This is a genomic window from Rothia sp. 110740021-2 (assembly GCF_054263775.1).
Window position 1 is genome coordinate 183,425 of the sequence record NZ_JBSZFE010000003.1, and the last position, 13,951, is coordinate 197,375.

9 protein-coding genes are annotated in these 13,951 nt (G+C 60.0%); 1 reads left to right on the plus strand and 8 read right to left on the minus strand.

Annotated elements, in window-relative coordinates:
- Positions 1-144: 144 nt before the first annotated feature.
- On the minus strand, positions 145-2,550 hold the full coding sequence (locus ACUXHH_RS07965; RefSeq protein WP_279741400.1) for an HtaA domain-containing protein: 2,406 nt from the start codon (positions 2,548-2,550) through the stop codon (positions 145-147).
- A gap of 235 nt (positions 2,551-2,785) precedes the next feature.
- On the opposite strand from ACUXHH_RS07965, the gene ACUXHH_RS07970 reads away from it, so the two are divergent.
- The gene (locus ACUXHH_RS07970) at positions 2,786-3,448 is read left to right on the plus strand and encodes a biliverdin-producing heme oxygenase (RefSeq protein ID WP_279741399.1); all 663 of its coding nucleotides are present in this window, start codon (positions 2,786-2,788) and stop codon (positions 3,446-3,448) included.
- Between the two features lie 108 nt (positions 3,449-3,556).
- Here ACUXHH_RS07970 and purL read toward each other — a convergent pair whose 3' ends face one another.
- The 7 genes from purL to ACUXHH_RS08005 all read right to left on the minus strand — a co-directional run bounded on the left by purL (position 3,557) and on the right by ACUXHH_RS08005 (position 13,835).
- Positions 3,557-5,875 carry a phosphoribosylformylglycinamidine synthase subunit PurL gene (gene purL, locus ACUXHH_RS07975; protein ID WP_279741398.1) on the minus strand — a complete coding sequence of 773 codons (2,319 nt, stop codon included), beginning with the start codon at positions 5,873-5,875 and terminating at the stop codon, positions 3,557-3,559.
- Positions 5,876-5,900: 25 nt separating this feature from the next.
- Complete coding sequence (purQ, locus tag ACUXHH_RS07980) at positions 5,901-6,713, minus strand: phosphoribosylformylglycinamidine synthase subunit PurQ (protein WP_279741396.1); 813 nt, start codon at positions 6,711-6,713, stop codon at positions 5,901-5,903.
- A gap of 5 nt (positions 6,714-6,718) precedes the next feature.
- A complete protein-coding gene (purS, locus tag ACUXHH_RS07985) occupies positions 6,719-6,970 on the minus strand; it encodes a phosphoribosylformylglycinamidine synthase subunit PurS (RefSeq protein ID WP_279741394.1) in 252 nt (83 codons plus the stop codon).
- Positions 6,971-7,171: 201 nt separating this feature from the next.
- On the minus strand, positions 7,172-8,122 hold the full coding sequence (locus tag ACUXHH_RS07990) for a 3-methyladenine DNA glycosylase (protein WP_279741393.1): 951 nt from the start codon (positions 8,120-8,122) through the stop codon (positions 7,172-7,174).
- A gap of 97 nt (positions 8,123-8,219) precedes the next feature.
- A complete protein-coding gene (locus tag ACUXHH_RS07995; protein WP_279741391.1) occupies positions 8,220-9,515 on the minus strand; it encodes an aspartate kinase in 1,296 nt (431 codons plus the stop codon).
- A 187-nt stretch (positions 9,516-9,702) separates the two neighbouring features.
- The gene (gene recR / locus ACUXHH_RS08000) at positions 9,703-10,848 is read right to left on the minus strand and encodes a recombination mediator RecR (RefSeq protein ID WP_279755019.1); all 1,146 of its coding nucleotides are present in this window, start codon (positions 10,846-10,848) and stop codon (positions 9,703-9,705) included.
- Positions 10,849-11,018: 170 nt separating this feature from the next.
- A complete protein-coding gene (locus ACUXHH_RS08005; protein ID WP_458391190.1) occupies positions 11,019-13,835 on the minus strand; it encodes a DNA polymerase III subunit gamma and tau in 2,817 nt (938 codons plus the stop codon).
- Positions 13,836-13,951 lie beyond the last annotated feature (116 nt).

A 13,951-nucleotide genomic window follows, 5' to 3' on the forward strand; every position in this document is an offset into this window, starting at 1 on the left:
GTGGGCGCCGGGGCAAAACCTGGCACCTGAAGCGGGGGTGCAGTGAAAATCTGCACCCCCGCAGGACCGTGTCGGCTCACCGGCGAACCTCATAGTTGAGTCTCACAGGCGAGCCGATAGTGTGGGCGTCCTCGTGAGGTGCCGTTATGCCTTCTTGCGGCGGCGAGTGTACACGACGGTACCCGCACCAGCTGCAACAGCGATGAAACCTGCAACCAGGGTGCCCTCAACACCGGATGCACCGGTGGAAGCCAGAGGCTTGCCGGTGACCGGGTCGCAACCCTCACCCTCGTAGACAGTCTCGGTCACGGTCTTGGTGGTGGTCTTCGCGCTGTTAACCGCTGCGGAGAAACTCAGCGGAGCCATGTCCTTACCGGCATCGTAGAAGCCAGCGAACGCCTTCGCACCCTCAGCGGTCAGGGCGGTTGCCGCACCGTTGACGCTAACAGCCTCAGCGGAGCTCTGCAGACCCGAAAGATCCACCTTCAGCAGTGCCACCTCACCGTAGTTAGTTGCCTTGCCGGAGGGATCATTGCTGGTCATGGTCGCGTAGAGAGTGCCGGAATTGCCGTTAATCTCAAGGCGCGGGTTCGCAATGGTGGTATCCAGAATGCCGTGGTGACCGGTGAAACGAACCGAACCGCTGAAGGAGATAGAACCCTTACCGCCATTGAAGGTGCCGGTACCGTTAGACCAGTTGAACGCCTCCGAAGAGTAGGAGGTGCCGTTCAGCTCCCAGCTACCGTTTGCAATGCCGCCGCGCAGGTAGTTGCGGAAGGAATCACGCACGCCCCAGCCAAGGTTTGCGCTCTTAATGGTGCCGTCGGATGCGCCCTGCTCCTGCACCTCGCGGGTGCGGGTGACGGGTACGCAGACCGGCTGTGCCGGGTTGTTACTGACAGAACCGTTCGAGGAAGAACCGCCGTTAGAAACGCTGCCGGAGGCGCCTGCCGAACCGTTAGAACCGGAGCCGTTAGCACCGGAGTTCGAGGAGCCCTCGTTAGAAGAGCCGTTCTCAGAACCCTTGTTATCGGAGGTGCCGCTCTCGGAGGACTTGTTCTCAGAGATGCGGGGAACCTCAACGGTGTTCTCTGCGATCTGCTCGCTGAGCTTTACGGAGAAGTTCAGCGGTGCCATGGCGTTGTCGGCACCGCGGTACTGGCCCGCGAAGAGCACATCGGAACCTTCATCGGTGAGGGTGACTGCCGCGTTCTGCGCCGAGAAGAAGCCGTCCTTCACGCTCGCGCCGGAGAGGTCCACCTCAGCGAATGCCAGACCGGTCTTGGAAATGGACTTGCCGTCGCGGGTCAGTGCGTCTACGTCAGCGACCAGGGTGCCCTTACCGTTGACGACGACCAGGCGCATGTTCTTGAAGGTGGTCTTGAGCTGACCATTGTGGCCGGTGAACTCTGCGATGCCCGCGAAGTTGATCTGGCCGGTCTTGGTCTCGGGGTTGTACACGCCAGATGCCTGAGTGTACTTGAAGCCGCCAGCCGCGGTCTTCTCCATGCCCTCAACGTTCACGGAGCCGTGTGCGAAGCCGGTCAGGTACTTCAGGAAGGACTCACGGATATCCCAGCTGAGGGTGCCGGACTCGACGACGTTGCCGGTGACCTTTTCTTCACGCTTGGGCTCGGTGGTTGCGGCGGGGGAGGGAGGTGCCGTGGGGGAGGGCTCAGCGCTCGGTGCTGCAGAGGTGGGCTCTGCGGGCTTGGGTGCCTCGCTGGTCGGTGCAGAGGTGGGCTCTGCGGGCTTGGGTGCCTCGCTGGTCGGTGCAGAGGTGGGCTTGTTGCTGGGCTCAGCGGACGGCTCGCTGCTGGGCTCTGCAGTCGGCTCATTGCTGGGCTCAGGGCTCGGCGCGGGTGCTTCCTTGGTCACGATGGTTGCGGAGAAGCCGAGTGCATCCAGCTCCTGACCTGCCCTGTAGAAGCCCGCGAAGGCGCCGGTTGCCTCTTCGGCAAGCTTGACGCGGGTGCCGTTTTCCTCGTCAACGCTGGGCAGGGTGATGGTGTTACCCTCAACCTTCAGACCGGAAGCGTTGAAAGTGCCAATGGTCATATTCTTGGTTTCGACCAGGTCGTTCGGGGTGGTGTTGCCGTTGTAGGGGCGCGACTGAACGTTGGCTCGCACGGTGCCCACGCCGTCCTTAATGGTGACGGAGAGGTCGGAGATGATGACTTCCAGCAGACCGTGGTGTGCGGTGTAGTGAATCGAGGAGCCGGTGAAGGTGACGGAGTATTCGCCGTTGGCTACGGTGCCTTCGGCGGAGGTGAAGTGGTAGGAGCCGTCTTCGTTGGTGGTGACGCCGGTCAGTTTCTGGGAGCCCTGGGAGAAGGCGCCGTTGATGTAGGAGCGGAAGGACTTCTTCAGACCCCAGTTGACGGTGACGTCCTGCAGGCTCTGCTCTGAGGCTGCGGTTACCTCACCGGCGCTGATGTGGGAGTTGGTTTCAGCTGCGAAGGCCGCGGGTACGCCAGCGACGCCGCTGAGGCCGATGGTTGCTGAAGCCAAGAACGCCCAAGTGCGCTTGGTGAGAGAGGGGGTAGACATTCGGTGTCTCCTTGAATTTTGCGATTGTGGTGTTCGTATCAAGTCTAGCCTTATTAGCCTATATTTGTGTAACTTAATGCCTAGGATGACTTGCGCCTGAGGTAAACCTTAGCAAAAGTTTTTGAAAACTATTGCCAAAACCGGTTTTTGGTGACAATATGTCAGTAGCATGTTTGGTGACATTGTGTCACTAAAGCATTTATTGTTCACCCACAAGCTACTTTAGGAACTCACAATGACCGTGACCGCCCCCGAAACCACCCAGGAACGCTTCTCCTCACGCCTGAAGGAAAGCACCAAGCACGTCCATGACAACGCCGAACACTCCACCTTCATGGAAGACCTCATGGGCGGCTCCCTCAACACCGAGGCATACCTGCGTCTCATCAACCAGTACGTGCACATCTACGAAGCGCTCGAAGCAGTCTCCGAACACTACCGCGCAGAACCCAGCCCCATCACCGAACCCTTTATCCACCCCGGCCTCGACCGTGCAGAATACATCCGTGCAGACATCCGTGCGCTCGGCCAGGACGGAGACATCGACGCGCCCCTGCCCGCAACCGCAGAATACGTAGAGCGCATCCGCGCCACCATCAACTCCCCCGAACGCTACCTCGCACACCACTACTTGCGCTACCTCGGTGACCTCTCCGGCGGCCAGGCAGTCGCAGCGCTGGTCACCCGGCACTACGGCATCCCAGCCGAAGCACTGAGCATGTACCGCTTCACCGAACTGCCCAAGCCCAAGGTCTTCAAGGACGGCTACCGAGAACTGCTCGACAACGCACCCCTGACCGACGAACAGCGCGAAGCTCTCATCGAAGAATGCGTCGAAGGCTTCCGCATCAACGCTTCCCTGTTCGCGCAGCTGGGCCGCAAGGTCGCCGAGGCATAAACCTGAACGCCTAAACGTCCAACGCACAAGCCTGCGGGCATAACAAAAGGGGCGGATGCTTTCACAAGCATCCGCCCCTTTCGGCGTTAGTCTCAAACTAGTCGAAAACTAGCCCTTCGCAACCTCACCGAAGTAAGAAGCGAGAGTACCCTCGTGAGCTGCACGCAGCTCATCCAGGTCAATAGAAACCTCATCCTGGAAGTCCAGAGCGTTCGACTTAGCATCCACCACACCAATACGTGCGAAGGGGAACTGGCGAGCAGTGCACATATCCTTGAAGCGCACCTCCTCAGAACGCGGAACCGAAACCACAACGCGGCCCAGGGACTCAGAGAACAGCATGGTGAACAGGTCCACGCCGTCACGCTCAGCAACCTCACCCAGACCAATGCGGGCACCGGTGTTGAAACGCAGGCAAGCCTCCGACAGAGCCGCAGCCAGACCACCAGCAGACACGTCGTGTGCGGCATCAATCATGCCGTCACGAGACATATTCACCAGCATGTCACCCAGCTGACGCTCCAGAGTCAGATCAACCTTCGGCGGCTGACCGCCCAGGTGGCCCTTGAAGCGAGCCCACTCGGAGCCGTCCAGCTCATCCCGAGTAGTACCCAGCAGGTAGATAGCCTGACCGTCATGCTCAGGAGCCCAACCCGAAGGGGTGCGGCGAGTGACGTCATCCATCACACCCATCATCGCCACCACGGGGGTCGGGTTAATAGCCTTGCCACCGGTCTGGTTGTACAGGGACACGTTACCACCGGTCACCGGAACACCCAGCTCCATGCAGCCATCAGCGAGGCCGCGAACAGCCTCAGCGAACTGCCACATGACGTCCGGATCCTCGGGAGAGCCGAAGTTCAGGCAGTCAGACACAGCCACGGGGCGTGCACCAACGGTCGCAACGTTACGGTACGCCTCAGCCAAGGACGCGCGAGCACCCTCGTACGGATCCAGGTAGGTGAAACGCGGGGAGGCGTCGGTCGCCAGAGCAACACCGAGGTTGGTGTTCTCGTCCACGCGCACCACGCCGCCATCGTCCGGCATGGACAGGGCGGTGTTGCCCTGAACGTAGCGGTCGTACTGGTTGGTAATCCAGGACTTGGAGCACATGTTCGGGGACGCCATGAACGCCTTGATTGCCTCGCCCAGCTCCTCACCGCGCGGGCGGGAATCGTCAGCAGGCGAACCGGTGAAGTGGTTAGCCTGCAGGTCATCCTGCCACTCGGGGCGTGCGTAAGGACGCTCGTAGGTGGGGCCGTCGTGTGCAACGGTGCGGGGGTCAACATCCACGATGACCTCGCCGTCCCACTCGATGACCAGGCGACCAGAATCGGTGACCTCACCGAGGAAGGAGTACTCCACGCCCCACTTATTCATGATCGCTTCGAAGCGCTCCACGTTCTCGGGGGAGACAACAGCCATCATGCGCTCCTGAGACTCAGACATCAGAATCTCACCTGGAGTCAGAGTGGGGTCACGCAGCAGAACCTTGGTAAGGTCGACGTGCATGCCGCCCTCACCGTTAGAAGCCAGCTCGCTGGTTGCGCAGGAAATACCCGCAGCACCCAGGTCTTGAATACCCTCAACCACGGAGCCCTTGAACAGCTCCAGGCAGCACTCAATCAGAACCTTCTCAGCGAAGGGGTCGCCCACCTGAACAGCAGGACGCTTCGAAGGCTTGGTGTCATCGAACGACTCAGAAGCCAGCACCGACGCGCCGCCGATGCCGTCGCCACCGGTGCGTGCACCGAACAGAACAACCTTGTTGCCCACGCCCGATGCGTTCGCCAGGCGGATGTCCTCGTGGCGCATAATGCCCACAGCCAGTGCGTTGACCAGCGGGTTTGCCTGGTAGCAGGAATCGAACTCAACCTCGCCGCCGATGTTCGGCAGGCCCAGGGAGTTACCGTAACCACCAATACCGGCAACCACGCCGCCAATAACGCGGGCGGTGTCCGGGTGATCAATCGCGCCGAAACGCAGCGGATCCATCACAGCAATCGGGCGTGCACCCATGGAAATAATGTCACGCACAATACCGCCCACACCGGTAGCAGCACCCTGGTAAGGCTCCACATACGACGGGTGGTTGTGGGACTCAATCTTGAAGGTAACAGCCCAGCCGTCACCAATGTTGGTCACACCGGCGTTCTCGCCGATACCGACCATCAGGTCCTTCTTCATCTCATCGGTGACCTTCGCACCGAACTGCTTCAGATGAACCTTAGAAGACTTATAGGAGCAGTGCTCGGACCACATGACCGAGTACATCGCCAGCTCAGCCGCGGTAGGACGGCGACCAAGAATCTCCTTAATATCCTCGAACTCGTTCTCCTTCAGGCCCAGCTCAGCCCAGGGGAGTTCAGTGTCCGGGGTTGCCGCCGCGTGCTCGACGGTGTCGAGGTTAAACTGCTTTTCGCTCATAACTTCTTAGAATCCTTGTCGTGCGTTAGCGGGCGTTAATCAGGTTGGCAAGAACCGAGGTGAATACGCCGAGACCATCGGCGCCACCGCGCAGAGAAACCTCACCAAAACCGGAAGAGGAAGGACCGAAGCCAGGCTCCACAGCGTGCTCCGGGTGCGGCATCAGACCGACCACGTTACCGCGCTCATTGCTGATGCCAGCAATGTCGTTACGGGAACCGTTCGGGTTGAAACCAACGTAGCGGAACACCACGCGGCCCTCAGCCTCCAGCGCTTCCAGAGTCTTCGGGTCAGCAACATACTGACCGTCCTGGTTCTTCAGAGGAACAACAATCTCCTGGCCAGCAGCGTAGTTGCTCGTCCAGGAGGTGGAGTTATTCTCAATGCGCAGAACCTGGTCACGGCAAATGAACTTGCGGTGATCGTTCTTAATCATCGAACCGGGCAGCAGGTGAGACTCAGTCAGAATCTGGAAACCATTGCAAATACCCAGAACAGGCAGGGGAGCAGAACCGGAGGTACCAGCAGCGTTAGCGGCATCAATCACCGAATGCATCACGGGAGCCTTCGCAGCAATAGCGCCGGCACGCAGGTAGTCACCATAGGAGAAACCGCCAGGAATAATGACGGCATCAACGTTCTTCAAATCAGCGTCGTCGTGCCACAGCTCGACAACAGTACCGCCAGCCAGGCGGACAGCACGCGCAGCGTCACGGTCATCCAGGGTGCCGGGGAAAGTCACCACGCCAACGCGCGCATCGGCGAAAGCGGGGTTCGGAGAATAAGTAGAAAAGTCGCCAACCAGGGGGACTTCAGTAGGTGCGAGGGACTCAGCCATAGGTCTTAGTCCTCCAGAACCGAAACGTTCACAACGTCTTCGATGACAGGGTTCGACAGCAACTCTTCAGCAGCCTTACGGGCAACTGCGAGGTGCTCCTCAGTAGCCTCACCCTCGACGGTCAGCTCGAAGCGCTTACCCTGGCGAACATCCACGAAGGAATCGACGCCGATACGGGGAAGCTCGTGAGAAATAGCCTTACCCTGCGGGTCAAGAATTTCGGGCTTGAGCATAACATCAACAACAATACGGGCCATGTGTGGGCACTCCTTGGGTGCGTGGGTTCTGTATGAGCCGTATCTCATTCTACCCCAGTGAAGCAAAAAGTGAGATGGCGAGACCTACCAATGAACAAATGAGCGACCCATCACCTGTCTTTTTCTCATGCACTGGGCCAGCAGCAGAGCCTTAGAAACCCATCCGCGAGTAGTTCCCGACAAACCGGTGAACACCGGCCGCTAATCACCCAACGGGGGTAGATACTGCTCGCACACCCTCAGTAGGCGCTCACGCAGCTCAATCGAATACTCCGAGAGCTCACGCTGAATCCGCACGTACTCAGCCTTACCCTCGGTCGTCTCCACCGGAATCGGTTCGTACCCCCAGTCACGAATATCGTAGGGGGCCGCGCGCATATCCAGTTCGCGCGCATCCCACGCTAGGTCGAAACAATCCATGACCAGGGTCGAATCAACCAGCGGCAACAGTTTATATGCCCACTTGTACACGTCCATATTCGCGTGTAGGCACGCCGGCTGCTCCAAAAAACGCTGGGACTCGCGGGTCGGCTGCAGCTCGTTCATGGGTGCGGCCTGCGGCATAAAGAAACGGAACGCATCAAAGTGGGAGCAACGGATGCGGTGCTTCTCCACCACATGGTCCGTGCCCTCCGCACCCAGGCGCAACTGCAGGTAGTCGTGGCGGATATTGTTCTCCACTGACTTGTATGCCATCGCCCACTCGTGCATGCCAAAGCAGCCGAACTGCCCCTTCTTCGCCGCGGTATTGCGCAGAATTTCATGAGTAAAAGCAAGAGCGGTAGCGCGGCGTTCCACAAAATCGGTGACGTCCACGGTGACGGCGGAGGCGGCCTCTGCCTGGGTGCGCGCCACCTCGGGAGTGCAGCCAGCGTCAAGGAGCTCCTGTTCGGTTGCGGGCCGGTAAAAACGCCAGGAGGCGCGCTCGGGTGCATCCAGCAGGATGATGCCGGCGCCGGGGTGCCAGCGCTTAAACTGGCCGGGCTTGAGCGTGTAGTAGGTGAAGAGGAAGTCCTCCACGGGGTGCGCCTCGTGGCGGGCGCGACGCTGCGCAAACGGGTCGGCGTAGCGGCCGGCACGCGCCTCATGCGCTGACTGGGCGGCACGCCATTCGCGGGCATCCATCACCTGGGAAAATACAACACTACTCATGCTTCTAGCCTAAACTATGCATAAAAATACGATGAAGGGGCGGTGCCGAGAAAACCCGGTACCGCCCCTCCCGAAGCGTACAGCTCACAAACGAGCCCTAGCGGCCAGTACCACCGTAAACAGTAGCCTCGCCCTCAGTGTCCAAGCCGAACGCAGTGTGCACCGCGCGCACAGCCTCATCCAGCTTGCTCAGCTCAGTAATCACAGAAATACGAATCTCAGAAGTCGAAATCATGTCAATGTTCACACCAGCAGAAGACAGTGCGTCAAAGAAAGTGAACGAAACGCCCGGGCTAGTCTTCATACCCGCGCCAACCAGCGACAGCTTACCAACCGACTCGTTGTAAATAACCTCCTGGAAGCCCAGCTCAGCCTGCGCAGCCTTCAGCGCCTTCAGCGCAGCATCGCCCTGAGCCTGATCCAGAGTGAAGGAAATATCGGTCACGTTCGGGCGGTCAGTCGGCACGTTCTGAACAATCATGTCCAGGTTAACCTTCGCCTCGTTGATCAGGCCGAACACCTTAGCTGCCGAACCGGGAACGTCCGGAACGCCAACAACGGTAATCTTCGCCTGGCTACGATCGTGTGCAACACCAGAAATCAGGGGCTGTTCCAAGGGAATCTCCTTCAGATGGGTGGGGGTCAGTTCCGCGGAGTCCTCCGGGATCACAATGGTGCCTTCAAGGTTCGAGAACGAAGAACGCACATGAAGCTTCAAATTAAAACGGCGAGCATACTCGACACAGCGCAGGTGCAGAATCTTCGCACCATTTGCCGCCATCTCCAGCATCTCTTCACTGGTGACGGTATCCAGCTTATGCGCGGTCGGAACGATGCGCGGGTCAGCAGTGAACACGCCGTCAACATCCGAGTAAATCTCGCACACGTCAGCGTTCAGTGCAGCTGCCAGCGCAACAGCGGTCGTATCAGAACCGCCACGGCCCAGAGTCGTAATATCGCCGCTCTGACGGTTCATACCCTGGAAACCAGCAACAATCGCAATATTGCCGGCGTCAATCGACTCGCGGATACGCTCCGGCTTGACCTCTACCAGACGCGCAGAACCGTGCACGCCGTCGGTAATCATGCCAGCCTGAGAACCAGTGAAAGACTGGGCCTTAGCACCCAGGTCGTTAATTGCCATCGACAGGATTGCGGTCGAAATGCGTTCACCGGCAGTCAGCAGCATGTCCAGCTCACGGGAAGGAGTGACATTGCTGGTGACCTCTGCGGCAAGGTCGAGCAGCTCATCGGTGGTGTCACCCATAGCGGACACCACGACGACTACATCGTTACCTGCCTTCTGAGTGTCCACGACGCGGCGGGCAACGCGTTTGATACCCTCCGCATCCGCTACGGAGGAACCGCCGAACTTTTGGACGATCAGGCTCATTGATATCTCCAGGTCAGTTACTTGTGTGCTACCGGCAGACGCCGGCCTCTCGTTTATAGTAGACGGCGTTCAGCACAAGCGGCGAACTGTGCACCCGTATGTATTGTCCCGTGAAATATTACGTAGTATTACGCGGTAGTGATGCGGAATGTGGAGGTGGGTGCGGCAAGCCCGCGGAGGCGAGTTTTTATGTCCACGGGTTCACGTAAGTGACACCCGGCAGCGGCGGAACATCCGGCTTCGGGGTACGCAACGGGGCGTTCTGAATCGAGCGGATCTTCTCTTCATAGTCGGGGGTGCGGAACACCTCCGGCGCATTTTCTGCCTGCTCGGCTACGGGTGCTTCGGCGGGTTCGGAGGCGGTACTCGCTGGGGCGTCCTTGCCGGAGTCTTCGCCCAGATCAGGGGTGGCTTCTGCGGTGGTTTCAGTATTAGCAGAATCGGCGGGTGAGACCTCCTCGCCGGATTCCTTGTCGCCGAATTCCTCAGCCTCCTGCAGAACCTGCTCAATCAGCTGCTCATCAACTGTGCCCTGCACACCCTCAGCGGCGGGTGCCTCCGTGCGGGCACCGGCAGAATCCTCAGAATCCAGGTCATCAAACATGCTCGAATTCCAGCGGCGACGACTCTGCTTCGCCTCCTGAGCCTGAACCTGAGCCGCCTGCTCACGCTCCTGTTCCTCCTCGCGGTTCACGCGCTCAAAGTCCTCGGCGGCAGTATGAGCCACCGCTGTGCCCTCGCTAATAACGCGGCGGCCCTCCAACGCGCGGCCTAGGGTAATCTCGTCCGCGTACTCCAGATCGCCGCCGACCGGCAGACCCGACGCCAGACGCGATAGGCGCACACCCAGAGGCACAAGCATGCGTGACAGGTAGGTTGCGGTTGCCTCACCCTCAAGGTTCGGATCCATTGCCAGAATAATCTCCTGAATGCGCTCATCCGCCAGGCGGGACACCAGCTCACGAATACGCAACTGCTCCGGGCCCACACCCGCCAGCGGGTTAATGGCGCCACCGAGCACATGGTAGCGGCCGGTAAAAGAACGGGTGCGCTCAATCGCCACCACATCCTTTGATTCTTCGACCACACACAACACGGACGGGTCGCGGCGCTCATCACGACAGATGGTGCACAGCTTCGTCTCGGAAACATTGCCGCACTCTTCGCAGAAGCTCACGCTGGTCTTCACCGTGGAAATGGCGTTGGCTAGGCGCGCCATATCGGCAGCATCCGCATTCAGAATGTGAAAAGCGATGCGCTGAGCCGACTTGGGGCCCACACCCGGCAGGCGGCCGAGCTCGTCAATGAGGTTTTGAACTGCTCCCTCGTACATGGCTTCTCCTTCAGATGTGGTGTGTCGTGCTGGTGTGTTGTTCTTGGGCGACGTTATGAGTATGCACCCAACCCCCGACAGTTTAGGGGCGTTTCGCGTAGCGAGTATGCGGGTGGAATGAGTGCGCCCGCCATCGGTGCGATGGCGGGCGCGGCACCTACGACCCCGTGTTAGGGCTGGTGCAGGGGGCGTTCGTCAATGACGGTGCCCCCAATAATTTTTTCGATAGCGCGCAAACCGATAAAGGCGCTGTTTTCGAGCTTCTCGTCATCCTCAGAGACGTAGTCTTCATCGGATGCGGCGTGTGGCGGGCGAGCCGGTCCCGCCGGTGCGTTAGGAGTCGGCACGGTAGGTGCGTTAGAAGCTGGCGCTGCGGGCTTCACATCGCTTGCTGGAGTATTATCAGCCGCAGTCGTCTGCGGTGTCTCTGCCAACGGACCTGCCGCAGCAAGGGGGTCTGTTGGGGCAACCGGAGTAGCGAGCGGACCAGCCGGTGCTGCATGCGTAGCAGGCATTACAGGCGCTGCGGGCATCGCGGGTGCCTCAACCGGTTCAGTGTAGGCAGGCTCATCCTCAAAGGTGGGCTCCTCCTCATACGGAGGTTCCTCCAGGTGAGGGGGCTCCTGCGAGAACGGAGACTCCTGCTCACCCTGGGGATTTGGGGCATGCTGGGGTTCAGCAGCGCTCTCCTGCTGTGGAACCCCACTACCGGAGGCCGCAAAGGAATCACGTTCACCAAAACCGCCCGCCGGAGCAACCGGAACCTGCTGGGCTACCGGGGGCTCAGGTGCAAGCGGGCCAGCCGGTGCCTGCGGGGCAACCGGGGCAGCCTGCTGAGGTGCCTCCTCGGTGGCGCTCTGCGGAATCGTGGCAACCTCCCATGCACCCAGGGGCGCATCCACGCTCGTAGACTCGGGGGTGTTTGCGCCGGTCAGCGGCTGACCGTGGCGACGCCACGCATCCTCACCGCCGCGCAGACCATCAGCCAGTGGCGCCGGCTGCGCGGACTGCGGGGGAGTCTGCTGAACGGACGGTTGAGACGCCTGCGGGGCGACAGCCGCCGGAACTGCAGGCTGCGTTGCGGCAGCACTGGGGGCTGTGGACTGAGCTACAGGGGCAGGCTGAACTGCAGGCCTGGCCTGCTCACCGGGCTTCGCCACCTGAGCGTGAATGGTCACCTGACGGCGCAGGAACTCACTCACGCGGGCGGTCAGCTCGGGTACAAAGCCCTTAACCGCACGCAAAGTCGCAATGTCGGCGCTCACGTACAGGGTCGCGTCGTCCATCCGGGCGGGACGCACCTTCATCAGCTGCTCCGCCGCACCCGGAATGCTCATTCGGTTAAGGATGGCACGCCAATTACCCTGAACAGCCGCCAGCGGATCGTTCGGGTTAAGCTTCAAAGGCGCGGAGGGGGTACCCGACGCAGTGGCATCAGCTGCAGCAGAAGTCGGGGCATTCGGAGCCTCCGGAGCATGAGGTGCTGCAGGGGTGTTACCCGCCAGGGGAGCACCAACCTGAGGTGCAGGGGCCTGCACGGTCCGTGCCAGAGGTGCAGTGCTAAGGGGCGCGCCCGCCAGCGGGGGTGCACCGGCGCTAGCCTGCTGAGAACCGCTCTGTTGAGGGGGTGCCTGCTGGGAAGTAAGCTGCTGCACGGGCTGAGCCGGCTCCTGAACCGCTTCCTGAATCGGGGTGCTAGGAACCTGCGCATTAGGAGTCTGAGTCTTAGGCGCCAGGCCAGCTGCCGCCATACCTGCCGCACGAGCAACAGACATGCCACCCTGCGCCGGAACTGAACCAGCAGAACCAGAAGCCACGCGACGCTCCAACACCTGCAGTCGAGAAGCCAATGCCGCAACCTCAGTGCCACCGGCAGAACTCTCCACCGCAGGCAGAAGCAGACGAGCACACAGCAACTCCAGCTGAAGCTGCGGATTCGCCGCACCTGTCATACCATTCAAAGTCTCATGTGCCGTACCCGCAGCAACCGTCAGCTCACGCTCACCCAGAGCCTGAGCCTGCTGAGCCAAACGCTCCAACTGATCTTGCGGAATACCCTGCAAGATCTGACCGGCAGCCTGCGGAACAGCCTTCACCACAATCAAATCACGTAGACGCTCGAGTAAATCCTCCACAAAACGGCGAGGATCCTGACCAGTCGCCACCACACGAGAAACCGCACCAAAGAGAGTCGGCGCATCCTTCGCACCCAACGCCTCAATAACCTCATCCAGAAGCTGTGCGTGGGTATAACCCAGCAGTGCTACCGCACGGTCATACTCAATACCGCTCTGCGAAGACGCACCAGCCATCAGCTGATCAAGAATCGACAGCGAATCACGCACCGAACCGCCACCAGCACGAATCACCAGCTGCAGCACACCCGGCTCTACAGCCACCTGCTCTTGGTCGCACAGACTCTGAAGGAATGGCAGAAGAACCTCCGGCGGAACCAAACGGAACGGGTAATGGTGAGTACGCGAACGAATAGTACCCAGCACCTTATTCGGCTCAGTCGTCGCGAAGATAAACTTCACGTGCTCCGGCGGCTCCTCTACGATCTTTAGTAGCGCATTGAAACCCTCACGGGTCACCATATGCGCCTCATCAATAATGAAGATTTTGTAACGGTCACGCACCGGCGCCAAAGTAGCGCGCTCACGCAGGTCACGGGCATGATCCACACCGCCGTGGCTCGCCGCGTCCATCTCAATCACATCAAGGGAACCGCCACCATCACGCGAGAGCTCACGGCACGAATCACACACACCACACGGAGTAGGAGTCGGACCCTGCGCACAGTTCAAACAACGCGCCAAAATACGCGCCGACGTGGTCTTACCGCAACCACGCGGACCCGAGAACAGGTACGCGTGATTTACACGGTTCTTCTCCAGGGCGACCATAAGAGGTTCGGTCACGTGCTCCTGCCCGATAACCTCAGCAAAGGTCTCGGGACGATAACGACGATAAAGGGCAGTGCTCACGGCAACCTCTTCAACTCGGGGGTGCGGATAGGACAATCCATACCATTTTAGACGTTTTACCCCCAGCCCGAGTGGCCGACAGTCACCAGCGAACACATCACACCACCACCCCGGAT